This is a genomic window from Halalkaliarchaeum desulfuricum (genome assembly GCF_002952775.1).
Lineage (GTDB): Archaea > Halobacteriota > Halobacteria > Halobacteriales > Haloferacaceae > Halalkaliarchaeum > Halalkaliarchaeum desulfuricum.
Genome location: NZ_CP025066.1, coordinates 1,462,570 through 1,487,912 on the forward strand (window position 1 = coordinate 1,462,570; position 25,343 = coordinate 1,487,912).

At 64.5% G+C, this 25,343-nt stretch carries 26 protein-coding genes and 1 tRNA gene; 8 read left to right on the plus strand and 19 right to left on the minus strand.

Translation table 11 applies throughout. From position 1 onward, the window contains the following. Positions 1 to 39 precede the first annotated feature (39 nt). Complete coding sequence (locus AArcSl_RS07180) at positions 40 to 447, plus strand: DUF5788 family protein (RefSeq protein WP_119817004.1); 408 nt, start codon at positions 40 to 42, stop codon at positions 445 to 447. A 16-nt stretch (positions 448 to 463) separates the two neighbouring features. On the opposite strand, the gene AArcSl_RS07185 is transcribed toward AArcSl_RS07180, so the two are convergent. After that, positions 464 to 1,396, minus strand: coding sequence for a DNA-3-methyladenine glycosylase family protein (locus tag AArcSl_RS07185; RefSeq protein ID WP_119821800.1), 933 nt, complete (start codon positions 1,394 to 1,396; stop codon positions 464 to 466). Between the two features lie 119 nt (positions 1,397 to 1,515). Here AArcSl_RS07185 and AArcSl_RS16775 point away from each other — a divergent pair. Further along, positions 1,516 to 1,666: transfer RNA gene (locus tag AArcSl_RS16775), tRNA-Met, on the plus strand. A 62-nt stretch (positions 1,667 to 1,728) separates the two neighbouring features. On the opposite strand, the gene AArcSl_RS07190 is transcribed toward AArcSl_RS16775, so the two are convergent. The 3 genes from AArcSl_RS07190 to AArcSl_RS07200 form a co-directional block, all read right to left on the minus strand. Then, positions 1,729 to 3,561: a PAS domain-containing hybrid sensor histidine kinase/response regulator gene (locus AArcSl_RS07190; RefSeq protein ID WP_119817007.1), complete on the minus strand. Its 1,833-nt coding sequence runs from the start codon at positions 3,559 to 3,561 to the stop codon at positions 1,729 to 1,731. Between the two features lie 84 nt (positions 3,562 to 3,645). After that, on the minus strand, positions 3,646 to 4,626 hold the full coding sequence (locus AArcSl_RS07195; protein WP_161945919.1) for a sensor histidine kinase: 981 nt from the start codon (positions 4,624 to 4,626) through the stop codon (positions 3,646 to 3,648). Positions 4,627 to 4,756: 130 nt separating this feature from the next. Further along, entirely contained in the window at positions 4,757 to 6,238 is a 1,482-nt protein-coding gene (locus AArcSl_RS07200) for an ATPase domain-containing protein (RefSeq protein WP_119817013.1), read from the minus strand. A 404-nt stretch (positions 6,239 to 6,642) separates the two neighbouring features. Between AArcSl_RS07200 and AArcSl_RS16620 the strand changes: the two genes are divergently transcribed. Continuing rightward, positions 6,643 to 6,831, plus strand: a complete 189-nt coding sequence (locus tag AArcSl_RS16620) for a hypothetical protein (protein WP_133412137.1) — start codon at positions 6,643 to 6,645, stop codon at positions 6,829 to 6,831. A gap of 213 nt (positions 6,832 to 7,044) precedes the next feature. Here the strand turns inward: AArcSl_RS16620 and AArcSl_RS07210 are convergent, their stop codons facing one another. The 4 genes from AArcSl_RS07210 to gap all read right to left on the minus strand — a co-directional run bounded on the left by AArcSl_RS07210 (position 7,045) and on the right by gap (position 10,591). Next, entirely contained in the window at positions 7,045 to 7,395 is a 351-nt protein-coding gene (locus tag AArcSl_RS07210; RefSeq protein WP_119817019.1) for a hypothetical protein, read from the minus strand. A gap of 257 nt (positions 7,396 to 7,652) precedes the next feature. Further along, on the minus strand, positions 7,653 to 8,168 hold the full coding sequence (locus AArcSl_RS07215) for a metallophosphoesterase (protein WP_119817022.1): 516 nt from the start codon (positions 8,166 to 8,168) through the stop codon (positions 7,653 to 7,655). A gap of 99 nt (positions 8,169 to 8,267) precedes the next feature. Beyond that, positions 8,268 to 9,485, minus strand: a complete 1,218-nt coding sequence (locus AArcSl_RS07220) for a phosphoglycerate kinase (RefSeq protein ID WP_119817025.1) — start codon at positions 9,483 to 9,485, stop codon at positions 8,268 to 8,270. Between the two features lie 59 nt (positions 9,486 to 9,544). Further along, a complete protein-coding gene (gene gap, locus AArcSl_RS07225) occupies positions 9,545 to 10,591 on the minus strand; it encodes a type I glyceraldehyde-3-phosphate dehydrogenase (RefSeq protein WP_119817027.1) in 1,047 nt (348 codons plus the stop codon). A 122-nt stretch (positions 10,592 to 10,713) separates the two neighbouring features. On the opposite strand from gap, the gene AArcSl_RS07230 reads away from it, so the two are divergent. Beyond that, entirely contained in the window at positions 10,714 to 11,790 is a 1,077-nt protein-coding gene (locus AArcSl_RS07230; RefSeq protein ID WP_119817030.1) for a thiamine pyrophosphate-dependent enzyme, read from the plus strand. 43 nt (positions 11,791 to 11,833) lie between these two features. On the opposite strand, the gene AArcSl_RS07235 is transcribed toward AArcSl_RS07230, so the two are convergent. Next, a complete protein-coding gene (locus tag AArcSl_RS07235; protein WP_119817033.1) occupies positions 11,834 to 12,067 on the minus strand; it encodes an Lrp/AsnC family transcriptional regulator in 234 nt (77 codons plus the stop codon). A gap of 145 nt (positions 12,068 to 12,212) precedes the next feature. Between AArcSl_RS07235 and AArcSl_RS07240 the strand changes: the two genes are divergently transcribed. Both AArcSl_RS07240 and AArcSl_RS07245 read left to right on the plus strand, forming a co-directional pair. After that, positions 12,213 to 12,899 carry a potassium channel family protein gene (locus AArcSl_RS07240; RefSeq protein WP_119817036.1) on the plus strand — a complete coding sequence of 229 codons (687 nt, stop codon included), beginning with the start codon at positions 12,213 to 12,215 and terminating at the stop codon, positions 12,897 to 12,899. 2 nt (positions 12,900 to 12,901) lie between these two features. Further along, positions 12,902 to 13,132, plus strand: coding sequence for an Lrp/AsnC family transcriptional regulator (locus tag AArcSl_RS07245; protein WP_119817039.1), 231 nt, complete (start codon positions 12,902 to 12,904; stop codon positions 13,130 to 13,132). A gap of 50 nt (positions 13,133 to 13,182) precedes the next feature. Here AArcSl_RS07245 and AArcSl_RS07250 read toward each other — a convergent pair whose 3' ends face one another. The 5 genes from AArcSl_RS07250 to AArcSl_RS07270 form a co-directional block, all read right to left on the minus strand. Then, positions 13,183 to 13,881, minus strand: a complete 699-nt coding sequence (locus tag AArcSl_RS07250) for a class I SAM-dependent methyltransferase (RefSeq protein ID WP_119817041.1) — start codon at positions 13,879 to 13,881, stop codon at positions 13,183 to 13,185. 94 nt (positions 13,882 to 13,975) lie between these two features. Beyond that, positions 13,976 to 15,787: an acetyl-CoA carboxylase biotin carboxylase subunit gene (locus AArcSl_RS07255; protein ID WP_119817044.1), complete on the minus strand. Its 1,812-nt coding sequence runs from the start codon at positions 15,785 to 15,787 to the stop codon at positions 13,976 to 13,978. A gap of 34 nt (positions 15,788 to 15,821) precedes the next feature. Continuing rightward, entirely contained in the window at positions 15,822 to 18,698 is a 2,877-nt protein-coding gene (locus AArcSl_RS07260; protein WP_394337316.1) for an AAA domain-containing protein, read from the minus strand. 58 nt (positions 18,699 to 18,756) lie between these two features. Continuing rightward, positions 18,757 to 19,134 carry a hypothetical protein gene (locus AArcSl_RS07265; protein WP_119817050.1) on the minus strand — a complete coding sequence of 126 codons (378 nt, stop codon included), beginning with the start codon at positions 19,132 to 19,134 and terminating at the stop codon, positions 18,757 to 18,759. Between the two features lie 77 nt (positions 19,135 to 19,211). Continuing rightward, positions 19,212 to 19,646 (minus strand): universal stress protein, encoded by a 435-nt coding sequence (locus AArcSl_RS07270; RefSeq protein WP_119817053.1) that lies wholly within the window; start codon positions 19,644 to 19,646, stop codon positions 19,212 to 19,214. 115 nt (positions 19,647 to 19,761) lie between these two features. Between AArcSl_RS07270 and AArcSl_RS07275 the strand changes: the two genes are divergently transcribed. After that, positions 19,762 to 21,054 carry an amidohydrolase gene (locus AArcSl_RS07275; RefSeq protein ID WP_119817056.1) on the plus strand — a complete coding sequence of 431 codons (1,293 nt, stop codon included), beginning with the start codon at positions 19,762 to 19,764 and terminating at the stop codon, positions 21,052 to 21,054. A 27-nt stretch (positions 21,055 to 21,081) separates the two neighbouring features. Here the strand turns inward: AArcSl_RS07275 and AArcSl_RS07280 are convergent, their stop codons facing one another. From AArcSl_RS07280 to AArcSl_RS07300, 5 genes are all read right to left on the minus strand, one after another. Next, a complete protein-coding gene (locus AArcSl_RS07280) occupies positions 21,082 to 21,360 on the minus strand; it encodes a hypothetical protein (protein ID WP_119817059.1) in 279 nt (92 codons plus the stop codon). A 6-nt stretch (positions 21,361 to 21,366) separates the two neighbouring features. After that, positions 21,367 to 21,840 carry a hypothetical protein gene (locus AArcSl_RS07285; protein ID WP_119817062.1) on the minus strand — a complete coding sequence of 158 codons (474 nt, stop codon included), beginning with the start codon at positions 21,838 to 21,840 and terminating at the stop codon, positions 21,367 to 21,369. Positions 21,841 to 21,923: 83 nt separating this feature from the next. Beyond that, positions 21,924 to 23,102 (minus strand): potassium channel family protein, encoded by a 1,179-nt coding sequence (locus AArcSl_RS07290; RefSeq protein WP_119817065.1) that lies wholly within the window; start codon positions 23,100 to 23,102, stop codon positions 21,924 to 21,926. A gap of 71 nt (positions 23,103 to 23,173) precedes the next feature. Continuing rightward, positions 23,174 to 23,701, minus strand: a complete 528-nt coding sequence (locus AArcSl_RS07295; RefSeq protein WP_245883418.1) for a magnesium transporter — start codon at positions 23,699 to 23,701, stop codon at positions 23,174 to 23,176. Between the two features lie 140 nt (positions 23,702 to 23,841). Then, positions 23,842 to 24,414 (minus strand): magnesium transporter, encoded by a 573-nt coding sequence (locus AArcSl_RS07300; protein WP_119817071.1) that lies wholly within the window; start codon positions 24,412 to 24,414, stop codon positions 23,842 to 23,844. Positions 24,415 to 24,572: 158 nt separating this feature from the next. On the opposite strand from AArcSl_RS07300, the gene AArcSl_RS07305 reads away from it, so the two are divergent. Then, complete coding sequence (locus AArcSl_RS07305) at positions 24,573 to 25,334, plus strand: 4-phosphopantoate--beta-alanine ligase (RefSeq protein ID WP_119817074.1); 762 nt, start codon at positions 24,573 to 24,575, stop codon at positions 25,332 to 25,334. The last annotated feature ends 9 nt before the right edge of the window (positions 25,335 to 25,343 follow it).

Consider the following 25,343-nt stretch of genomic DNA (forward strand, 5'->3'; position numbering starts at 1 on the left):
AACCACAGCCTCTTGTTCGACGACGGTCTCGATTTACGCATGGACGAGGAGGAACGCGAAAAGCTGCTGCGCCGCGTCAACCGCCAGGGGGCCACCGTCGGCGCGCAGACTCCAGAGACGGTCACCGTCGGCGGCGAAGAGTTTCACCTCAGGGAGTTCCTCATCGAAACCCGGAAGGTCGAGGGCGTCCCGCCGGAGGCGCAAAAGCTCGTGAAACAGGCGACGTCGGAGCTTTCCAGGCGGCGCGAAGAGTTGCACGAGACGCTCGAAAACGATCCCCTCGAGCGGGAAGAGGCCGAACGGATCGCCGAGGAGATAATCGGCCTCGATCGCGCGATCAACGCCCTCGAGAACCTGCGGCGGCCAACGTACGGCGAGCAAGCACCGAAGGCCTCCATCGAGGATCACAAACGCTGGCTGAACTTCCTCGAGTCAGTCGGCAAGTGAGGCTGCCCGAGACGAGTCAGTCTCCGCCGCCGCGAAGGTGGGCGAACACGTACGTCTGGACGTAGCCGGCGTGATCGCCGCCGAACCGGTCGCGCAGCGCCCGCGCGGTGTCGGCGTAGTTCCCGCGGTCGCAGTCTGGGAAGTGATCGGCGATCGCACTCCGGATCCAGGTGTCAAGCGGGATCGCCTCGAGGTAGCCCAGCGAGAACAGGAGCACGCAGTCTGCGACCTTGTCTCCGACACCGACAAAGCGGGTGAGCGACTCGCGGGCCTCCTCGTACGGGAGGTCGGCTGCCTCGCGTGGATCCGCCTTGCCGTCGGCGACCATCCCGGCTGTTTTCCGGACGTACGGCGCCCGATAGCCCAAGGAGAGTTCCCGGAGGTCGGCTTCGGTGCGCGCAGCGAGCTGCTCGGGCGCCGGAAACGCGTGAAGCGTCCGACCGTCGAACTGCACCGTATCGCCGTACGTCTCGGCCAGCGAGCGTTGCATCCGGTGGATCCGCGACACCCGCATCTGGGCCGAACAGATAAACGAGACCAGACACGGGAACGGGGGATCCCGGACGAGCCGCATCCCCTCGTATGCGTCGAACGCCCGGTCGAACAGCGGCAGGTCGGGGGCGCCGGCCCGGATCGCGTCGAGGTCGTCGTCCAGCCGCAACAGGTGCGAGAGAAGGGAAACGGCGTCGGTGGTGGACTCCCACTCGAGGTGCCCGTCGCGGACGCCGCCGACCTGCCGCACCCGGAGGGGGACGCGGTCGTCGGTGATCCCCTCGATCGGCGGGACGACCGTCTCGTACCACGCGTCCCCACCCCTGGGTGTGGTGTCGCCGCTGTCGTACATCCGGCCGTCGGCCCGGTCCCAGAGGTAGCTTTGGCCGCTCTCGAGGGTCGCCTGCAGGTCGAACGGGCCGTCCACGTCGGCGAGGTCGATCGTTCCCGACTCCATCGGCTCCGGTTCGGGGCTCGGGGGCTTTGCCCGTTTCGGATGTCCGGCAAGCAATTCCCCCGGCGTCGACCGGTCGAGATGAGAAGCTTAAAGGCGTTCATCGCAGTACGTGATAGCGAGGCCGGGTGGCTTAGCTGGACATAGCGCCGCACTCATAGGGTTTCGAGATTCGGTGCGGTTCGCCTTGGAAGCCTCCGTGCGCCCCTGGGGCCTGCCGAGCCTCGTACCTGGGCCATGCGGAGATCGCGGGTTCGGAGCCCGCCCCGGCCATCTGACATATTGTTTATATTAACAGTGATCGCAGTTCCGAACGCTGTAAAGCGGCTTTGATCTCACTGATGGAACGTGATCCTGACGATATTTCCGGTCGGGATATTCTCGTGGACCGTGATGGTCCCACCCGAACGGGTCGTGATCAATTTGACGAGCCACAGTCCAAGACCGCCCCCGTGATACACCGATGTTTGCCGCACGTTCTCTTCTAATATGTTCTGCTCCATCTCGGGGATCTGCGGTCCGGTATCGGCGATGTCGATATGCGTGGTTCCGTCACTACGGATGACAGTGATCGCAACCTCAGGAGAGTCGGAGTCAGTATGAATGATCCCGTTCTCTAGGAGTTCGATGAGTGCTTCCTCGAACCGTGCCGCCGCACGTACAGTCACGTCTTCGCGGCACTCGACCGAAATTGTCGCTTCGGGATAGTCGGACTCGACCCTCGAAACGACATGCTGGAGAACGGATTTGAGGGAGAGTTCTTTTGCGACTGCGTCTTCCAGCAGTACTTCCGTTATCGCCCGTTCTTTGTCGGCTAACTCCAGCAGTCCGTAACTCATCTCGACAATATCCACAGCTGACTGTGCAATCTCTCCCGAAGTTTCGGCGTGGATCCGTTCAGCAAACCCCTGAATCACGTTCATGTCGTTTCGGAGATTGTGACGCAACACCCGGCTGATAGTCTCTAAATGCTGGTCGCGTAGCCTCCGTTCTGTTACGTCCTGCTGGAACCCGACGAAGTTGATTACCTCCCCCTCGTCATTGCTGACGGGAGCGATTTCGAGGCGATTCCAGAACTCCGTGCCATCCTTCCGGTAGTTGCGAATTTCGATGGTAATCGGCTCCTCGTTGTCAATCGCCTCTCTAATCTGTGCCACCCGCGCGGAATCCGTATCTTCTCCCTGGAGGAACCGACAGTTCTCCCCGAGGATTTCCTCACGCGGATAGCCCGTGAGCTCCGCGAACGCGTCGTTCGCGTAGATCAGCGGGTTGTCCTCCTGGTCCGGATCGGAGATAGTAATTCCGACCGGGGCTTCCGCAATCGCTCGTGATTGCCGCTGGAGGCGCTGTTCCCGCTGTTTGCGGTCTGTGATGTCCTGGATCGTCCCGCGGACGCGGACGACCTCGCCGTCCTCGTGCTGTGGCTCGCCGCGCGTGCGCGCCCACCGCTGGTCGCCTTCGGCGGTGATCAGCCGGACCTCCACATCGTATGATTCGCCCTCTTCGACGGCTCCCCAGAACGCCTCTCGGATCGTGTCCCGGTCATCCGGGTGGTAGTACTCGATACTCTCTTCGGCGGTCAGCGTACGCTCCTCCGGGAGGTCATATATTTTGTACACTTCCTCCGTCCAGGAGTGCTCGTTTGTCCGGAGGTCGTACTCCCAGGCCCCCACGTGTGCGATCTCCTGCGCCTTCTCGAAGAGATCGACCTGTCGTTTGAGGTTGCGCTTGCGCCGGCGTAACGCGAGTGACTGCTCACGGAGCCGGAGCAACGCCGCCAGCCGCCAGTGTAGCTCGGCCTGCTGGATCGGCATGATGACGATTTCGTCAATCGATTCCGTCACCACGTTATCCGCAAGCTCACCGCCATCAATGTCGATAACCTCGGGAGCTGACTCTTCGAGCAACAGGAGATACGGGAGCATCACTGGGGCTGCAGCTGATTTCTTCGCGCGCAACGCAGGGAGATGTTCCTGAAACGCCGCCATGTCAAGGATGCACACGTCGAAAGCAGTGTCTTCAAGACGCCCTGTCAGGTCTACAGGCTCGTAGGAGGGGTGCTCCTCGATCCACTCGGTGACCAATCGTCGGTCCCCCGACTCGGACAACAGCGGGAGAACCCGGTCACGAGAGTCAATCTCATTTGCAGTGTTCATGTGGTGTTCCATTAGTTACTGTCACCCCTTTCATCGAGAATGCAGATGTCGGAAGCAATCGGTAACAGATCGCCCTCTGAAAAGCCTCCGACATTCTTACCCATTGCCATCCCCCATGGTCGAATCGATAGTGGGCAGTTCCACGACGAACACAACTCCACGCGGATCGTTATCCTCGATCCAGACCGAGCCATCGTACATCTCGACCAAATTCGTCACCAAGTACAGCCCCATCCCAGTCCCGATACTTTCCAATCCCTTTACGTCGCTATCGAAGATTCGGTCCCGATGTTCCTCAGAAATCCCGGGCCCGTTATCCGCGATCCGGATGCGAACGTTGTCATCGTCTTCCTGGGTGGAAATCGAGACACTCGGTTCGTCCGCATCGTTGTGTTGGACGGCGTTGTTGATCAGATTCCGGAAGACGGACGACAGCATCTCGTTGGCGAGGACGGTGACGTCCGGGGGTGGTCCCTGTAGTGTTATCGTCGCCTTCTCGAACGTCTCCTTTCGGATTGCGATCACGTTTTCGAGGAGTCCCCCGAGTTCGACTGGTTCGAGCGAGGGGCCTTCTCCCTCGAAAATCGCCTCGACGATGTTCCTGGCGATGTCCGTGAGTTCGACAACGTGGTGTCCCGAGTTGAGCACTCTGTCGAGAATCTCTTTCCCTTCGCTGTCAACGTGGGGATCCAGGACCTCCAACCACCCCAAAACCACGCTCATATCGTTGCGGATGTCGTGTCGAAGTACCCGATTGAGAAGTTCGAGTTGCTCGTGTCCTTCATGCAGGCGAATCGCCTGGTTACGGGCTCTAAGCACAGATTTGAACCGCTGCTCCAGTTCGAGTGATGTAATCGGCATCCGGAGCAGTTCGTCGACCAGTGAATCCAAGGCATTGCTCTCCCTTTGAAGTGCGTTGACTACCTCATCTGCGCGTTGCTCCGGAACGAGCAACACAACCGGGAGCGGAATTCGATCCGCTTGTTTTCGGGTTCGAAGCGCGTCCTGGTTGTCGAGAAGTGACGCCCGATCCAGAATACAGCAATCGAACTCGCCGGTCCGAATATCCGTCTCCACTACGTCATATGAGTCGTGTGTGGCGAACCAACGTTCGAGTTGGCGGCGGTTTCCTTCGCTTTCGGTTCGAACAAGGACGCTGGCAACGCCACTCTCCACGTCCGGGAGGATATCCGCAGTCGGGGGAATTTCATTCGACATCGCCGGACCGGGCGTCTCTGTGTGTTTTCTGCAATCTGGGTGTCCCGGTGAGAATTCCCTGCATATCCTCGAGAGGTTCGCCGACGCGGATCCCATACTCGGTGATTTCGAATTGCCTGAGACTCCGCTCGAAATCGCCCGTCCGCATCTTCAACACACCGATGACCTTGCCGAGTTCGCTTTCGGTTTCCACGTATCGAAGGAACAGAACGTTGTCCGCGAGGTTGCTCACAGACTCTTCCGTGACACGGAACTCGCCGGTGATGTTGGTGACTTCGTTCGTAATAATGGTCGAGACGCCTGCCGCTCGAAGATACCGCACGATCCGGAGTAGCACGTCCTCCGGATCCGTCGTGTACCCGCGAAGGTTCTGTTTGAACCCCTGGAGGCCGTCAATCAGAATGATACGTGCCCCCTCGTCTTCAACGGCGGTTTGGAGACGCGAGGTGAACTCGTTTGGCGTATACTCGTTCGGAGCGATCTCCTCGATAGATAGCGTTCCCTGTTCGAGCATCGCTTCGATGGGAAGACTGATTGATCGGGAGCGCTTGCGGATCGTCCCTGGTGACTCCTCGAAGGAGTACATCACACTTTTTTCGCCGCGCCCGGCGGCCTCTTTGATGAACTGTAACGCGGTGGTGGTTTTGCCTGTCCCGGTGGGTCCACTCACGAACGTAACGGTCCCGGGATCGAGTCCGCCCTTGAGGAGTTGGTCCAGTTCGGGGATCCCCGAGGAGAGTTTGTCGGATGTCTCCGCCGTGTTCTGAGGACTCCACGTCCCCGGCAGGAGTTTCGGGAAGACAGTTACCCCATCGTTCGTAATTTCGTAGGAGTGGATTCCACGCTGGAACGACGAACCACGGAATTTCGAGACAAAGAGCGTCGACCCCTCGATATCGGTTTCCAGGTTGATAACCGTATCAGTGAGGAACTGGAGATCGTCGTCCGACAGCGAGTCGGAGGCCTGAGACGTGAATATCACCGTTGCGCCGTTGTCCCGGAGGAAATCCAGGAAGCTCAATATCTGTTTCCGGAACTGGCGTTCGTCGGTCGTCAGATAGCGGAATTCTGTAATGGGGTCGAGCAGCACTCGATCCGGTTGCAGCTCCTCGACGGAGCTACGGAGTTCCTCGATAAACGAGGGTTGTTCGACCTCCGCGGAGGTGAACACCGAATAGTTCTCGCCCTCGTCGAAGTCCTCGTGTGACGGGGAGAGATCGAGGAAATGGATCCCGTCCGGGTTGAGATCGAAGTGTTCGACAGTCTCTTTGACGTAATCGCCGGGCTCTCCGAGGTTGATGTACAGTGAGGTTTCCCCGTTGTCTACGCCGGCAGAGAGGAAATGCAAGCCAAAAATCGTCTTGCCCGCGCCCGGTGGGCCTCGAATCAGTGCGTTATGAGTTTTGCGCAACCCCCCGTCGAGGATGTCGTCTAACCCCGGCGGGCCAGTTGAGACTCTTTGAGAAGTCATTGTTTTGCATCTTAATAACGTTATGCATAAAGTATTTGTGATAGTTCGTAAAAGGGCCTCGTATTGGGGGGAGGGCTCGATTTTTCGACTTCCGGGACGTTTACGCCCCAGGAGATTGACCGTCTCGGTTTTGACTCTGGAACTGATCGAACTGCAGTTCTCCGCGGATCGGTTCGTCGAACGCGAACCGGCGCCGCCACACTCGCTGTCTCGCTGGGTACCGCCGACCCCGACTATCTCGATGCCGATCGGGGGCTTAAATACCTCCATATTCACCGTAGGAATTGTTAGTGCCCGGACCCGAATATCCGAACGCGACCGACAGACCCGCGGCCGACAGAACTGTGGTGACAAAAACGCGTCTCGACTCCAAAAAACGGGTTCGAAATCCGCGACACGGAACCATGTCCACGACGCACGTCCCCGAGCGGCTCGAAGCCGTCGATCCATCGCTGGAGCGGAAGCCACATCCGGAACAGGTCCACTACTGTTCGGAGACTGGAAACGCAGTGACGCCGATCTGCTTTCCGGAGTTGGGCGACGGCGACGGACCAGTATGCTACTGTCCGGTAACGGGAGAACGAATTACGTGACCGACCGGTGACCTCGATCGGCCGGATCGTCCGAAAGGGTGGTTGTGGCAGGCGCCCCTCCTCGAGGAGGAGCACCAGACATACGTGTTCGAACCGGCTGATAATGATTATGAGTCCTCGAGTGTAGTATGTCGGCCCGTTATCAATTGCCAGCGGTTCTCACGGTGTTACGTGAGTCGAGGCGAACGTCGCGTGTGTCACGCGACGGAGAAGTCAGGTGGAGATTGCGTAGGTCACCTGCAGGATGATCGCCTCCTCGTATCCCTGTTCCTCGGCGCGACCGTCGATCACGTCCCGACCCTGCCGGGTGCGGAGCACGTCCGCGTCCGGGTAGATTTCGAGGCAACGCTCCTCGAAATCGTCGACCCGATCGAGTCCCTCCGCTTCCTCGAACACGTCCGACACCCACTCGCGGCTGGTATCCTGTATCGGTGCCGCGTCAGTCTTGGTGAACAGATCGTCGAAGACGGTCTCCATCTCTTCGCGCATCTCCCGGATCTCCTCCGGCTCCCCGTCGACGTCGTCGTCACCCGGGGGGAAGACGTGTAGGCGACAGCGTGTCATATCATCCGGTTCGGCGTATGCCGACGTATATGTGGCGGTGACGGGCCGACTGTGCAGATTGCGGAAGCCCACGGCCCGGCGGCGCGGGGACGCAGTCGCGGAGATCCGCCGCCAGTTTTTAAGTCAGTTCCGGGCGAAGACGTCGCCGTCGACCGTCCTGCCTGGGTCGAGCAACTCCCCGACGACCGGTAGCGCACGCGCCGGGCGCCGGCGGGAACTGCAAACGAACAGTGGGAACTGGACCTGCGAGCGGAACGCTACGACCGGTCCAGCACGTGGTGGTCGACCGCATCCGGCCCCGGCTCCGCGTCGAGATCGATCGTGGCAACCCTGAAGACGTCGTCTGCTCCTTCGACGGGGATCGGCAGCCCGCCGGGGTTGACCCGAACGGTCCCGTCGCGCGTCTCGCTCCCGTGGGCGTGGGTGTGGCCGTGGAGGACGTAGTCGTACGTTCCGCCGTCGACCAATCCCTCGACGAGCACGTCGCTGGTGCCGTGATAGACGGCAATCTCGCGCCCACCGAGGGAGAGCGCTCCCGCCTCACCGAGGTAGGTGCCGAAGCCGTCGACTACGGACTGGAGGTTCCACTCGCCGTCGTTGTTCCCCCGGACCGCATAGAAGTCGAAGTCGGCGTCGAACGGGGTCGCCGAGAACGGTGCAACGAAGTCGCCACAGTGCACGACAGCGTCTACCCCTTGGCGTTCGAAGAACGTCACCGAAGCTTCGACGGCGTCCAGGTCGTCGTGGGTGTCCGAAACGATTCCGAGCAGCATACCGGACAGTGGGGACGCGACGGCCAAAAACGTACGCCGCCGATACCGGCGTGTTCGCCGTCGATCCCGGCCTGTCCCCCGCCGATCCCGGTGTGCCGACTACTCCCGGTTGCGTGCGCTCTGCAACAGCTCCACCGCCGGCAGCGGTTCGCCGGTCAACGCACGGATGTACGCCCCGCCGGCAATGGAGACGTGCGAGAAGTCGTCCTCGTCGAGTCCGTACAGCTCGATCGCCCGGGAGGTGTCCCCGCCACCGACGACCGAAAAGCAGTCCGTCTCCGCGATCGCTTCGAGCACGCCGACCGTCCCGTCGGCGAACCGCTCGTCCTCGAAGACGCCGAGCGCCCCCTTCACGAAGACCGCGTCGGACTCGCGGATCAGCTCCCCGTACCGGTCGACCGTCTCGGCGCCGACGTCGAGGAACTCCTCGGTCTTTTCGTCGATCTCGTCGACGGGCACCTCGGCGCGCTCGCCGTCGTCGGCGGCGTACGCCAGGTCGACCGCGAGCGTGATCTGGTCGCCCTTCTCTGCGAGGACCCGCTGGATCGTCTCCCGGTTGTCCGCCCACTGGTCGTCGTAGAGGTCGCCGTCGTCGAGATCGTAGCCGACGTCGTGGCCCGCCGCACGCAAGAAGAGTTCCCCCGCGACGCCGCCGAGACAGAACCGATCCACGCGGTCGTCGAGCGCGTCCATCACGCCGATCACGTCGGTCGCCTTGGTCCCGCCGACCACCATCGTCACCGGGCCCGTGAACTCGCGGGTCGCGATGGCGGTGTTGGCCTCGTACTCGGATTCCATCACCCGCCCCGCGTAGGCGGGCAGGACGAGGGGGAACCCCACCAGCGAAGCGTGTTTCCGGTGGGCCGCGGAGTAGGCGTCGTTGACGTAGGCGTCGAAACGCGGCGCGAGGGCCTCGACGAACTCGCTTGTTGCGTGCGTTTCTGGGTCCTTTTCGGGGAGTTCGTCCTCGCACATCCGGACGTTCTCCAGGAGGAGGATCTCGCCAGGTTCGAGCTCCTCGATCGCAGCCTGCGCCTCCTCGCCGTGTGTGTCGGCGACGAACTCGACCTCGCGGCCCACGTGCTCGCTCAGAACCTCGGCGTGCTGGGACAGCGAGACGAACGTGTCGCGGCCGGGGCGCCCCTGGTGGGCCAGACAGACCACCCGGTGATCGGCCTCGGCGAGTTCGCGTACCGTCCGGGCGTGTCTGGAGAACCGGCGATTGTCCTGTACCTCGCCGTCCTCGACGGGCGAGTTCAAATCGAGCCTGACGAGCAGGCGCTGTTCGGCCGGCAGGTCGTCGATGGTCCGGAACATTGGTAGTCGTGGTCTTTCGCTGGAAGTGGGTTAACTGGTCCGCTCGGTCGAAATCCGGTTCAGTAGTCGGCGACGAACGCGGCCATGTCGAGCATCCGGTTCGAGAAGCCGTACTCGTTGTCGTACCAGGTGAGGATCTTTGCGAGCCCGTCCTCGCCGACGACGTTCGTCGACGGCAGGTCGACGTACGTGGAGTACGGCAGACCCGCGATGTCCCGGGAGACGACCTCGTCGTCGGTGTAGCCGAGTACGCCCGCGAGCGGACCCGAATCGGCGGCCTCGCGGAACGCCCCGTTGATCTCGGCGGCGTCCGGCGACGACTCCAGGTCGACGACGACCTCCGTGATCGAGCCGTTCGGAACCGGTACCCGAATCGCCATTCCGTCGAGTTTGCCCTCGAGTTCCGGAAGGATCTCGGTTGCCGCCTGGGCGGCGCCGGTGGTGGTCGGGACGATGTTCTCGGCTGCGGCCCGCCCACGCCGGGTCTTGGTCATCGGCCCGTCGATCAGGTTCTGTGAGCCGGTGTAGGCGTGGACGGTGGTGAGCGTCCCCGACCGGATCCCGAACTCCTCGTGGAGCACCTTCGCGACCGGCGTGACGCTGTTGGTCGTACAGGAGGCGTTGGAGATCACGTCCTCGCCGTCGTACTCGTCGTGGTTGACGCCGTAGACGAGCTGTTTGACGGGTTTCTCGCCCTTCGGCGGCGCGGAGATGATTGCCGTGTCGGCACCACCTTCGACGTGGCCGTACGCGTCTTCGTAGGTCCGGAACACGCCGGTACACTCCAGGGCGACGTCGACGTCGAAATCGTCCCACGGGAGCTCCGCGGGACTCTGGACGTTGAAAAGCGGAACGCTCGTGTCTCCGATCGACAGCGCGTCGTCTTCGAGGTCGAGCCCGTCGAGCCGCCCCATCACCGAGTCGTACTTCCCGAGATACGCCATGTCGTCGGAATCCATCACGTCGTTGATGCCGACGAGCTCGATGCGGGGGTCGGAAAGCAGCGCCCGGAAGACGTTGCGCCCGATCCGGCCGAAGCCGTTCAGCCCGACCCGCACGACGTCGTCCGCGCCCTCGCCCCCGTACAGGTACGATTTTTCACTCATATTCGAGTGGTAGGCGGTCGAGCACTTAAAATCGCCCGCTATCCCGTCGAGATTCCCGTCGCGCACGCCGCCGAGGCTGGGCGGACCGTCCCTTTTAACAACACTCCGCGCCATCCGGCGATATGGACGCGCCCACTGACGAGTTCTACACCGTCATCGGCGACGGTGGGGGGTCGCTGTCGGACAGCAGATACGACACAGCGGCGGCACGGGACCTCTACCGCGACATGGTCCGAGCCCGCCGGTTCGACGAGCGTGCCGTGGCGCTCCAGCGGCGGGGATGGATGTCCGGCTATCCACCGTTTGCGGGCCAGGAGGCCGCACAGGTCGGCGCCGCCCACGCGATGGCCGAGGAGGATCGCCTGTTCCCGACGTACCGCTCGAACGCGCTGCAGATCGCCCGCGGCGTCCCGATGAGTGACATTCTCCTGTTCCGCCGCGGGCGTGCGGAGTTTCACTCCGATCACGACGTCCCCGTGTTCCCGCAGGCGATCCCGATCGCCTCCCAGATCCCACACGCCGCCGGCGCGGGGATGGCCGCGAACTATCTCGACGAGGAGTGGGCGTCGCTCGTCTGCTTCGGCGACGGTGCGACCTCGGAGGGGGACTTCCACGAGGGCGTGAACTTCGCGGGCGTGTTCGACGCACCGACGGTGTTTTTCTGTGAGAACAACGGCTGGGCGATCTCGCTACCCAGCGACCGCCAGACGAAAAGCGCCTCGATCGCGGCCAAGGCCGACGCCTACGGGATCGAGGGCGTCCGGGTCGACGGCAACGATCCGCTGGCGGTGCGGGAGACGGTCGCCGACGCGCTGGCGTCCGCCCGCGAGGGGAACCCCGTGCTCGTCGAGGCACTCACGTACAGACGGGGGGCCCACACCACCGCAGACGACCCCTCGCGCTACCGCGACGACGATCCGGACCTCCCCGACTGGCGGATCAAAGATCCTATCGAGCGGTTCGAGGCGTTCCTCCGGTCGGAGGGTGTCCTCGACGACGACGCAGTCGAGCGGATCCGCGGGGAGGCGAACGACGAGATCGCTGCGGCGATCGAGACCGCCGAGGACGCCAGCCTCCCGGACCCCGACGACCTGTTCGATCACGTCTACGCCGGGCCGACGGGGACCCAGGAGAAACAGCGATCCGAACTCGAGGCGTTCCTCGAAAACCACGATCCACAGGAACTGGAGTTCGGGTGACTGGAAGGGACGGAGTCGCAGTGCTGTCCGCCGACTGCGCCGCTCACTCCTCCATCGAAACGTACGTCTTCGTGTCCGTGATTCCGGCGAGACTCTGAACCTCGTCGGCGGTCACCTGCAACACGTCGTACACCTCCGGCGCCTCGAGTTCGAGGATCAGATCGTAGTCGCCGGCCACGACGTGCGCCTCCGAGACGTCCTCGATGGAATCCACCCGATCGAGCATCGTCGCCGCCTCCCCGACGTCGGCTTTCACCATGACGAATGCGTGTACCATGTGTTATCGAACGACAGGGTATCGCAAAAACCTTCCCCCGGTGGGAGAATCGAGGGGGAGATCACCGGACAGTTGGAGCCTCGACGGGACAACGCCGAGGCAACTCGGGGCAACGGTTATTTCCACGGGGGTTCATATCACGGACATGCGCTTCGTTATCATTGGTGGCGGACGGGTCGGGTTGCGGACGGCCCGCGTACTCGCCGAGGAGGGCCACGAGATCGTGGTCGTCGAACGGGACCCGGAAACGGCGGATCGAGTCCGTGAGGCGGGCTTCGAGATCGTCGAGGGCGACGGTTCCCGGGAAACGGTGCTCGAGGAGGCTGGACTCGAGACGGCGGACGCGGTGGGGGCGCTGACGAGCGATCTGAACGCCAACTTCGCCGCCTGCATGATCGCCAAACACCACGGCTGTCGCACCGTGATGCGGATCGACGAGGACTACAGGGAGGAGATCTACAGGGAGTACGCCGACGAGGTCGACGAGGTCGTCTACCCCGAACGTCTGGGCGCGATCGGCGCGAAGAACGCGCTCCTGGGCGGCAACATCCAGGCGATTGCCGACATCGCCTCCAACCTGCAGGTCCTTTTGATCACGATCCCCGAGTCGTCGCCGCTGTACGGCTACAGCCTCGACGAGACAGAACTCCCATCCGAAGCCCGGATCCTCGCGTTCGGGAAACAGGGAGAGCCGCTCGGGATCCCGCTGGGCGATTACTCGCTCGAACCCGGCGACAGGGTCGCCGTGCTCGCGGAGTTCGAGGCGCTTTCGGAGGTCCGGCAACTGTTCGTGGGAGAAGACGTCGAGGCGATCGCCGCGGGGGGTGACTGATCATGGTCGTCGCATACATCATGGTGAAGGTCAACACCGGCGAGGCCGACCGGATCAAATCGGAGTTCGAGTCGCTCGAGGGCGTCGTGGACGTCCACATCGTCGCCGGCGATGTCGACTTCATCGTCAAGGTCGACGCCGACTCCCCCGCGGACGTGAAGGCCGTCTCGACGACTGCGCTCCAGGATATCGACGGCGTCGAGGACACCCAGACGTATATGGCGATGGGGTGAGCGGACGACGCGAGGCCGTTCGATCGAAGAAGTCGGGATCGGTGATTTCCTCATCCCTTTTTCAGTGCCGCCCGCCACTGCGTCTCCCCGTACTCGACGGCAGCGACCTCCCATGGGGTTCCGACTGCCGCGTTCCGGAGTCGCTTCACGTCGAACAGTCGGAACAATAGCGTCCGTCCGACGTCTCCCTCGTACTCGCAGTGAAACACCCGGTAGGCGAGGCCGGGGGCGGGATCCTCGCGGTACGCGAAGACGTCGTGCTCGGCGGCGAGATCCGGATCGTAGTTGTCGATCACGGCCGTCGCGTCGGCGGCGGTCACGACCGCGAGATCGCCCAGAAACGCTCGAACGCCGGCCATCGAGCCGGCGAGGCCGACCTGCGTCCCGATCGCCTGTGCCGACCGGAACCGGTCCCGTTCGAACTGCGCCGGAAGCGAGAACATATCTCCCACGCGGGCGTCGTCGACGCCGCGGTCGCGCATCGTTTCGACGAGGTGTTCGCTCACATCGATCGCGACGGTATCGAACCGCCGCTGGTAGTATAGCGCGTCCCGGCCGACACCGGCGCCCAGGTCGAGCACTGGTTCCCGGAGCCACCGATCGCGCCAGGCGTCCGGGTCGTGCTCGCCGAAGTACCACCGTTCGATCGCGTGTTCTCGTGTTTCCGGCCCGTCACGGTCGAGGAGTGGCTCCTCCCGCGTTCCCAGGTAGTGATCGCGGATCGCGCGTCCGTATGGATCACGTTCCATACTACTCTGTGACACACCACCAACAATGGTGGAATCGTTATAAAGACGAGCGAGGGACGGTACCGAGGCACGGTACTCAGGGACGTCCGCTGGCTCACTCCAGGACGATCAGCGGATCGCCCATGTCGACGCTTTCCCCTTCCTCGACGAGCACCTGCGTCACGGTGCCGCCGCGCTCGACGACCACGTCGTTTTCCATCTTCATCGCCTCCAGCACCAGTACGACGTCGCCCGGCCCGACCTCCTGGCCTTCGTCGACGTCGACCGAGAGGACGGTTCCCTGCATCTCTGCCGAAACGGTTTCCCCCTCGCCGGTGACGACCGGTCCCTCGTCCTCGTCGTCCCCGGTCGCCTGCGGCGGGCGCTGGCGGGTGCCGCCCTGTCCGCCGCCCGCGGGGTTCGCGATTGCGGGTGCGCCCCGTTCTTCGAGGCTTACCTCGAAGCGCTTGCCGTTCACCTCGACGGTGAACTCCCGTTCGGTCGTCTCTTCATCGGCGTCGGCATCCGACGGTTCCTCGGCGTCGGCGGCGGTTCCCCACCGCTCGACCGCCTCGCGGATGCGGTCGGGATCGAGCACCGAGTCGAGGTAGTTCGTCGTGTGCTCGCCGGCGACGAACGCGTCGTCTTCGAGCATGAGCCGGTGGAACGGGATCACCGTGTGGAGCCCCACGATCTCGAACTCCGAAAGCGCCCGCCGCGATCGGGCGAGACACTCCGTCCGGTCGCGCCCCTCGACGATCAGCTTCGCGAACATCGAGTCGTACTCGCCAGCGATCTCGTCGTCCTGCCGGACCGCGTCGTCGAGCCTGACCCCGATCCCGCCCGGCGGGTCGTACGTCTCCAGGGTTCCAGTCGCCGGCGCGAACTCCGCGGCCGGGTTCTCCGCGTTGATGCGGAACTCCATGGCGTGGCCCGACAGCTCGATTTCCTCCTGTGTGAACGCCAGTTCCTCGCCAGCCGCCACGCGGAGCTGTTCTTTCACGATGTCGATCCCGGTGAGCTGTTCGGTGACGGTGTGTTCGACCTGGATCCGGGTGTTGACCTCGAGGAAGTAGAACTCGCCCTCCTCGACGAGGAACTCGACGGTTCCCGCGTTCGTGTATCCCGCCTCGCGAACCCCCTGCCGGGCGGCCTCGCCGATCTCCGCTCTGAGGTCGTCGTCGATCGCGGGCGATGGCGCCTCCTCGATGATCTTCTGGTGTCGGCGCTGGAGCGAGCAGTCGCGCTCGCCCAGGTGGCGGACGTTGCCCGCCTCGTCGGCGATGATCTGCACCTCGACGTGACGGGGGCGTTCGAGGTAGCGTTCGAGATACACCGAGTCGTTGTCGAAGTACGCCTCCCCCTCGCGTTTCGCCGACGCGAGTTTCTCGTCGGCCTCGTCGGGCCCCTCGACGATCTTCATGCCGCGGCCGCCGCCGCCACCCTCGGCCTTGATGGCGACCGGATAGCCGTGTTCGTCGCCGAACTCCCGGACGGCGTCGGCCGTCTCGATCGGCTCGGTCGTCCCCGGGACGATCGGAACCCCGGCAGCCTCCATCGCCTGTCTGGCACGGGTCTTCTCGCCGAGTCGTTCCATCGCCCCGCTGGAGGGACCGACCCAGGTGAGACCGTCCGTCCCCTCGACTGCGGCGGCGAACCGGGCGTTCTCCGCGAGGAATCCGTACCCCGGATGGATCGCGTCCGCGCCGGCCGTCCGGGCCGCCTCGATCACCGCGTCGCCGTCGAGATACGAGTCGGCCGCCCGCGCCGGACCGACGTTGTACGCCTCGTCGGCGTAGCGCACGTGGCCGGCGTGTTTGTCCGCGTCGCTGTAGATCGCGACGGTGTCTACGCCGAGTTCCTCGCAGGCCCGCATCACGCGCACCGCGATCTCTCCGCGGTTGGCGATCAGCACCTTCTCGAACATTCTTGGGCTACCTTCCGGGACTGGCCACCTGACTTTATCGGTCCCGGTCGATCGTTTTGTTTTCCCGCTGACTCGTTTGTTCCGTCGGCTGGCCTCGTTCCCGACTCGCCCACTCGAGCAGCCGTCGATAGAACGGCTCCGATGCGAGAGCGTCCGGGTCGCCCACCAGTGTGAGCGCCTTCCGGGCCCGGGTGAGCGCCACGTTGATCCGCCGGTGGTCCTCGAACAGCGGCCCCTCGAGCGTCCCGGTCGCGACCAGAGAGACGACGATTACCTCCTCGCTGGAGCCCTGGAACCGATCGACAGTGTCGACGGTGACGTCGACCCGTCGGTCGATCTCGGCCACTTGCGCGCGGAACGGGGCGATCACGCCGATGTCGTCGGCGTCGACGCCCGCCTCCCGGTAGGCTCGCACGATCTCGGCGACTCGCCTCGCTTCCCGCGGGTTCGCGTTCCCCTCCTGTCTGCCGTCGGGATCGACGAAGTTGACGACCCCCTGTAGCTCCGACGGAAGTTCGACAGGATCGACGCCCAGGTTTCGAATCGACTGGGCGGCGACGGTCCCGTTCGCGGGCCGCAACGCGCCGTCGTAAAACTCCATCGAGGAGAACGCCTGGATCCGTTGTGCCATCCGATACTGCCGATCGAGCATGACCGACGCCTCGGGATGCGTCTCGACGAGACGCTCGAAAAGCGACGTCCGCAGGCTGCTTTCCGCCCGGACGACCGGCGGGAGCTGCTCGTGGTCGCCCACCAGCACGAACCGATCGGCCCGGTTGATCGCCGCCAGCGTCCCCGGCTCGGTGAGCTGTGACGCCTCGTCGACGATCGCGACGTCGAACGACTCCTCACGGAGCGCGCGGGAGCCGCAGGCGGCTGTCGTGGCCGCGACCACGGACGCCTCGCGAAGCGTGGCTGCCCGGTCGTCGGGGTCGCCCCGACGGACGAGCCGGAGATCCTGCATGTCGCCACGGACGCCCGTCTTCGTCCCGACTCTGACGATGTCCCCCTCGAGCCTGTGTTCGGTTTCGGTTGCCGCCCGCGTTGCCGACCGCTCCCGGAGCGTCTCCAGGGCGTTGTCGACCGCGCGGTTCGTGAACGCCGAGAGCAACACGCGCTGTCCGTCCTCGACAAGCGCGTGAACGATCTCGGCGATCGTGTACGTCTTTCCGGTGCCGGGCGGTCCGTGGATCAGTGCACAGTCGTCGGCCCGGACCGCGAGGTTCACAGCCTCGTTTTGTGCCTCGTTGTTGTCGACGTAGGTCCGGTGCGGGCCGGAAAACGCCGGCTCGCGCCGGCCGAACAGCACGTCCTTCCGGTCGGGATCGCCCTTCAATACGGTGTCGTGCAGCGCCGTGAGATACCGGTCGACCGTCAGCTCGGAGGGGTAGACGTCGAGACGGCGCAGTTCGACCGGTTCGTCGGCCGTCACGACGACCGTTTCGCCGAGCTCCCGGATCCGGCACAGTTCGGCGTGGCCGGCGACCGGATCGCCGTCGCTGGCCAGCGCGACGTCCCCCTCTCGGAGCTTCGAGACGACGCCGTCGGGCTTTTTCGCCCGCAGTTCCCACCGACCGTCGGGACGCTCTTCCCGGTCGATCGGCTCCAGGTCCACGAGCGCGCGGTCGGCGGCCGCTCGCTCCCCCGGGGTTTTCTCCCACAGCCGCCGGTAGGCCGCGTGTACCTCCCGGCGCTCCTCCTCGATCAACCGGTAGAACCGGTCGAAGTACGCCCGCTCCTCCTCGGGAACCGGCGTTCCGAGCGTACCCGCCTTCGACTCCTGGTTCAGCCGACCAGAGACGACCAGACAGGTGTCCTGTTCGAAGCAGTACTCGCAGGTCGCGTCGGCCTCGTAGCCGGTCGGGACGCCCGCGTCGGGGTCGTCGTCCGCCAGGACGGCGTGCTCCATCGCGGCGATCTCGTTTCGCGTCCGGATCACGAACTCCAGCAGGCCGTCGCCGATCGAGAAGTCCTTCGCCGGCGAGAGGTCCCCCTGGGCCTCGCTCCGGTCGAGTGCGCTGTTTTTCGTGTACAGCAGCGTCCCCGTGTCGACCGGGACGCCCCGCTCTTCGAGCATCAGTGCATAACAGGCCGCCTGGATCTTGTCCTGGAACCGCGGTTCGCGGTTGGTGTTTTTCCCGGTCTTGAGTTCGACGGGCATGCCCCGCCGGAGCGCGTCGGCCCGACCTTTCATCCCGTAGGTGGCCGAGACGAGCGTGTGTTCGGAGCGCCAGTCGTCACCGCCCTCGAGGGTGCCCTGTGCGAGCCAGCCGTCGATCGCGGCGGCGTTGCGCCGCACTTCGTCGGTCACCTCCCGTCGGTCCCTGCCGAGCAGCCCGAGCTCCAGGCCCGCCTCCTCGACCCGGTCCTCGACGGCCTCCTCGAGATCCCCGCCGCGCAACAGGTCGCCGAACACCTCGTGGACGATCGTCCCCTTGACCACCGGGTAGTTCAACGGGATGCCCGACAGTTTATTTAAATAGTACAGCCGGGGGCACTGCACCCACGACCGGACGTCGGTGACGTCGACCAGGAAGTCCGGCTGGAGGACGACCGCGGAGTCGCCACCTGTCGCATACGTCGTCTCCCCGCGATACTCGTCCGTCTGGACGTCGGTGACCAGAAGCTCCATTCCCGGCTCGGCGATCTCGGCGGTGTGCGTCCATTTGCCCCACAGCGTCACACGGACGGAGTCCCCGGCGTCGTCGCCGTCGCCAGCGGTGTTGTCGTCGCAACCGCCCTCGGCATCGCCGCCGTTTCCGCCGCCCGCGTCCGCGACGTACGTCTCGTCGGGATCGCTCTCGCGGGGGCCGATCGGTCGCACGCCGAACTCGACCAGATCCCGGTCCCCGTAGCGCGTCGAAACCGTTCGGACCTCGCCGACTTCGAGGATGACGCCGCGGAGGTTCACGGTCGATGCAGCGGCCCGGACGGAAAAACGGTGTCGGTGAGCGCCCATCGCTTGCGGCTCAAAGCACGCGGGTTCGGACGGCCTCGACCGACCTGGGCCAGTCACGTTCGAGCAGGCGCAACGCGGGTTCGACCGCCTCGCGGTGCTCGCTGATCCACGCTTCGGCTTCGTCCATCCGCCGCCGCCACTCCGCTTCCGTTTCGACGCCGAAGTCGGCCGCGGTGTAGGTCTCGCCGTCGACGGTGACGACGCCGTGCATGTCGCCGCAGTTCGAACACCGGATCGACGCGAGCAGGAAGTATCGCTCGAGCCGATCGTAGATCTCGTCGTCCACGTCGAGGACGTCCTCGACGACGATTCCGTCGGATTCGCAGGCGTAACACAGCGCCGTCCTGTTCCCGAGTGGTTTCCCGCAGTTGAGGCATCCGTCGGTCACGGGCCGTCTGGTTCGTCACCGGATATAAATCGTCGCCGACAATCCGGACGGCCCGCCGCCGACCGAGATCTACAGTGTCACCGGACGACCGTCACCGACATCGGCGCGCGACGGGTGACTGTCTCGGAGACGCTGCCCAAGAGCAACCGCTCGATGCTGGACCGGCCGCGGCTCCCCATCACGACGTGGTCGACGTCGTTCGCCTCGGCGTAGTCGAGTATCTCCCGTGCGGGATCCCCGACCTCGATGGCGATCTCGTGCAGCGTCGGCGCGGGCGAGTCGGCGTCGGCGATCCGGTCTTTCGCTTCCGTTTCGAGCTCTCGAGCATCCTCTTTGGCCCGGTCGTACGCCCTGCTGTCGAGTACCCCGCCGTCAGCGTCGGTGTCGATACCCATCGGGCCGATCACGTGCAGCACCGAAAGCTCGCCTTCGGGAAACAGTCCGAGGGCGACGTCGAGCGCTTTCCAGGCGGTGTCGGAGCCGTCGATCGGAACGAGAACGTGTTGTCCCATAGATTACGTTTGTCAGATAACATCATAATCGTTCGTGTTTATTGTGGCGAGGTTTATACAGCGCGGACCGTTCCGGTTCAGCCGCGTTTATACCCGCGTAGACCATCCCTCAAGTATGGCTTCGACACCCGAGACGAGCGACCTGATCGCCTTCAGACGCGATCTCCACGAGCGTCCGGAACCGGCCTGGCGGGAGTTTTACACGACCGCGCGTATAATCGAGGCGTTGCGCGAGCGTGACGTCGACGGGATCCACTACGGTCGAGACGTCCACCGCGCGGACGCCCGGATGAACGTCCCCGACGAGGCGGAACTGGCCGAGTGGTACGACCGGGCACTCGCTGCGGGCGCGGATCCCGAGATCCTGGAGGCGCTACAGGGCGGGTTCACCGGCGCGATCGCCGTGATCGAACGGGGCGACGGCCCGACGATCGGACTCCGGGTCGACATCGACGGACTCCCGATCGCGGAGTCGAGCGAGGCGGGTCACGTCCCCGCAGACGAGGGGTTTCGGTCGAAACACGACGGCTACATGCACGCCTGCGGTCACGACGCCCACGCGACGTTCGGGCTCGGTGTGATCGACGAGATCCTCGCGTCGGAGTTTTCCGGGACGCTGAAGGTGTTCTTCCAGCCGGGCGAGGAGTTGATCGTCGGCGGGAAGCCGATGGCCGAGTCGGGTCACCTCGACGACGTCGACTCCTTGTTTGCGGTCCACATCGGGCTGGATCACCCCACGGGCGAGGTGATCGCGGGTATCGACGGCTTCCTCGCGGTCAGACACTTCTTCGCCGAATTCTCGGGTGAGCCAGCCCACGCCGGCGGCCACCCCGAACAGGGGAAAAACACCGTCCAGGCGCTCGCGACCGCAGTCCAGAACCTGTACGGGATCCCCCGCCACGCCGACGGCGCGACCCGGGTGAACGCCGGGATCGTCGGCGGCGGCACCGCGACGAACATCATCCCCGAGGAGTCGTTTATCGAAGGGGAGGTGCGGGGCGAAACGACCGATCTCGCCGACTACGCCTACGAGAAGGCCGAGCGAGTGCTCGAAAGCGCCGCAACCATGCACGAGTGCGAGGTGGACATCGAAACCCGCGGCGAGGCCCCCAGCGCCGAAAGCGATCAGGAGCTGGTCGACGTCGTCGCCGAGGTCGCCCGGGACGTTTCGGGAGTGACGAACCTGCTAGAGCGCGACGAGCTCGGCGGCAGCGAGGACGCCACCTACCTGATGCAGCGCGTCCAGGACAACGGCGGCTACGCGACGTACGTCGGAATTGGGACCGACCACCCCGGCGGCCACCACACGGGCACCTTCGACGTCGACGAGGAGTCGATCGAGATCGGGATTGAAGTGCTTTCAGGTGCGGTGCTCGCGGTCGCGGAACGCGGCGTCGAAACCGAGTAGGGTTCGGAAACGTCGGGACGGCTCGCGTCACCGGGGTACGTCCGGCCCGCCGCCTTCGGACCCATCTCCGTCTCCATCTCCGTCGGTTTCCTGCTGTTTTTGTTTGACCTCACGCAGGCGGTCGATCGGGTCGTCGTCGCTCTCCTTGCGGACCTCTGTGACGCCGTCCGGATCGAGCCGCGGTTCCGGGTCGGCAGGTTCGGCCGGTTCGGCCGCGTCCTCGTCGGTGTCGAGTTCGTCTTCGTCTTCGGGTTCCCCGCCGAACAGCGATCGGAACCAGGATCGGATGGTGTCGAGGAAGCTCATCCCTGATCAGTAGTTCTTGAAAAGCAGCGCGCGGACGTCGTCTTTGGTCTGGGCGGTCGCCGTCTCCCCGTCCGGGAGGTCGACCTCGTAGCGCGCCTCCCCGTCGCTTTCGCGCCACTTGTCCTCGTGGGTGTCCAGCAGGCTCATCATCGCGTTGAGCCGTGATTCGTCGGCGTCGGCGTCATCCTCGCCGTCGGCGTCCTCCGTCTCTTCATCGTCTCCGTCCCTCTCGTCTTCGGCGTTCTCCTCTGTGTCCGATTCTTCGAGTTCTCCGGAGGTTTCAGTCCCCTTATCGTCGATCGCCGTCCCCGGGGTTGCCGCCCGTTTGGGGTCTTCGACCGCGTCGGCGAGATCCAGCAGGTACGCGACGACATCTCGGTCGTGGACGGTGCCGTACTGGTCGACGTGGGCCTCCTCGAGTTCCTCACGCAGAGCGTCGAACCGCAGTTCTTGGGGCTCAGTGATCCGTATCTCCGGCATTGAGTGATCGTTTCCCGCGGGGACATATGAAACCCACCGGCGCTTCGTCGCCGGGGAGAACGGCGTGTGGCTTCCGCGAGCGATCACTCCCGGGCCCACTCGCGAAGGGTGGTCGCACCGTCATCGGGCCCGCGGGCGATGAGTACGTCCTCTGGGAAAAGCTGTGTCTCGCCGGTCGGTGCCAGGATCCAGTCGTTGCTCCGGTGTATCGCCATGATCGACACTCCGGTCTCCTCTTCCAGCTCCAGTTCGCCGAGGGTCGCTCCCGCGAGCCTGCTTTCCGGTTCGACCGACGTCGTCGTGATGAGTTCGTCGCTTTCCCCGATCGCCTGACCGAACACCGGGTGGACGCTGCCGTCCCGCAACACGATGTCCGCGATCCGGATCGCCGCGTCACAGATCGCTTCCGACGCCGTCGCCAGATGGAGCAGTCCACGCAACCTGGCGGGCTCTCTCACCCGGTCCCCCGCCTCGATCACCAGGGTTTCGACCTCGTTTTTCAGCGCGTCCGACCGGCGTTCGAGGTCGCGCACCTCCGCGGCGAGTTCGTCGTCGTCGAACAGTACCGCCGCGTAGGCGAGCCCGACCGCGAGCTCGGAGATGTCCTTCAGGTCGACGAGCAGGTCGGCGGCGCGGCCGAGTTCGTCGACGTCGTCCCGGTGTCGACTCTCGGTGGGGACGGGGTCGCCGGTCAACGTCTGTCGGACCGTCCGCACGCCCGCCTCCGGGCCGCGTCCGATGACGACGTCCCCGACCTCGAGAAGCATCCCCTCGTCCGGATCGATGTTCCATCCGTTGCCGCGACGGATCGCGATCACGGACACGCCAGCCTCCGTCTCGAACGACAGCTCCCCGAGCGACCGTCCGGTCGCCTCGCTGTTCTCGCCGACCATCGCGCGCAGGAGGACCTCGTCTGCAGTCGGAAGGGATCCCCGAACCTCCGCCGGGAGCCCGATGTCGTTGGTCACGATCGCGGCGATGTCTGCTGCGGCATTCGTGATCCCGACGGCTGCCTCGACGATCTGAACGATTCCGACCAGCTGTTCGGCGTCGGAAGAACGCTTTGCTGCCAGCATCAACGCGATCTTCGCGGGATACTGCAGGGAGTCGGCACGAGCCTCCAGCTCGAGGACCTCCTCCGCCAACAGCGGGTAGTCGTAGAGGGCAGCCGCGTACGCCAGATCGACAGACAGCTCCGAGATGTTCTTCAGCTCGACGAGCGTCTCTCGGACGTTCTGGGAGCGGTAGGCGATCTCTTCCATGTCCGATCCATTGGAACCGCTCCGGATTAAGATGGGTGCACGCTGTGGCGGCCACTCTCCGGGGCGACCCGCTAGAGGACGACCGTAATGACCGCAAAGAGGATGAGTACGCCCGTGATATCACAGACGTTCGTCACGACCGGGATCGTCGTATCGTCGGGGTTGTATCCCAGGCGGTAGGACGTCGAGACCGCCACCAGGCTCACGACGACGACGAAGACGGCAAGGAGCGTGCCACTGATCAGAGAGATCGTCAACACCTCGACGAGCCCGAGCGTCCCTCCGAGAGCGCGACCGATCGCCCACGCGGCGACGCCGACAAGCGCGAAGACGGTGACCCCCAGCCCGAGGACCGCCCCGGAGTTCGACCGGATCGCCGGGTTGTCGACTGCGAACTCGAAGGTGCCCAGATGCAACTGCGTCGACAGTCTGGAACACAGGATCGATCCGAGGTTGCCGGCGGTCCCGATCTGGACGGGGACCAGGATCAACAGCGCCGGGTTCGTAAGAAGGACCTCCTCGAACGTCTCCAGCACCGAGCCCGAAACCATCTGGAGGACTGAAAGCGCCGCGAGAAGCGGCACCATCGTCAGCACCATCGGTTTGATCTGCCAGTCGGGATCCACCGGCGCCGGGGCGAACGGGTCGGCCGGACTGTCGTCCTCCTCGGAGAGCTTCTCGTAGAGTTCCCCCAGCGAGTCACTCAGCCCCGTGAGGTCGTCGCCCGCGTAGTCGTCGCTCATATGAACAACCCCACGAAATAGATGGCGATCAGAAGGAAGACGACGCCGAACACGTCACCGAGGGTGGTAACGAGCGGTCCCACGATGTTGTCCGGATCGAGCCCACGCCGGTAGCCGACAAAGACCACCGTGACGAGCACGGACAGCATGAGTATCGCAGACAGGAGACCGGCGACGACCATGATTCCCACCAACTGCAACAGGTTTCCACCGCCCCCGAGGAACCAGAGAACGAGAAACGCCACGACGGCGATGAACACAGAGACCACCATTCCGTTGATAAAGGAGGCAACGACGGCGTTCGAGAGCCGTCGGTCCTGTGTGACCCGCGGCTCGATGACCCCTTGATGGAGGCCGCTGGAGAGCCGTGCGCCCAGCGAGCCGTAGACGCCACCCCGGGTTGCCAGGAACGCGGGTGACAAAACGAGGATGCCGGGAACGCTTTCGATGCCCGCACGCATCGGTTCGCTTCCCAGTATCGTCCCGGCGAACAGTCCGGCAACGAGGCTGACGACGATCACTGGAAGCGCCTGGCGGTATACGTCCACGGCGGACGCTCGTTCGTACATACTGGTGGCATACCTGACGAAACAATAAAAGCCATCCGTCGGCGAAACTGAAGCGAGCCCCCGATGGAAGCTGAGCTCCCGGAGGCACCGGAACAAAACCGTGCCGACGTTTCAGTACATCCAGCAAACCCTTGTACACCGGGGGCGAACCCCCTGCCGTGACCGACGCAGACATCCCCGAGGATCACCCCAGATACGAGTCGCTCGTGACCCGCCACCGGATCGAGGCGGGCGTCGAGCGGGGGATCACGAGCCGCCAGGGACTCATCGCCCAGGGCCGGGGCGAAGCGTTCGACTACCTGCTGGGCGAGCGCACGATCGAGAGTGCCGATCGGGCCGCCCGGGCTGCTGCCGCCCACCTGCTTCTCGCCGAGCGGCCGGTGCTGTCGGTCAACGGCAACGTCGCGGCCCTGGTCCCCGGCGAGATCGTCGACCTCGCCGACGTCGTCGACGCCGACCTCGAGGTGAACCTGTTCAACCGGACCGACGAGCGCATGCAGGCGATCGCCGACTCCCTCCGGGAACACGGCGCAACGGAGGTGAAGGGTCTCGCGGCGGACGCACGGATCCCGGGGCTGTCACACGAACGGGCGAAGATCGACGCCGACGGCATCGCCGCCGCCGACGTGGTGCTCGTCCCGCTGGAAGACGGCGACAGGGCCGCCGCGCTGGCGAAGCTGGGAAAAGTCGAGATCGTGATCGACCTGAACCCCGGCTCACGGTCCGCCCGGGTCGCCGACGTGCCGATCGTCGACAACGTGCTCCGGGCGGTGCCGAACGTAACCCGACACGCGCGGGCGTTGCGGGACCGTCCACGCGCGGAACTCGAGGCGATCGTCCGGGAGTTCGACCCCGACGACGCGCTCGAGGCGGCCGAACGGGCGATAAGGAACGGATCGTTCGCCGACGACAGGGAGTAGTCCACCGGC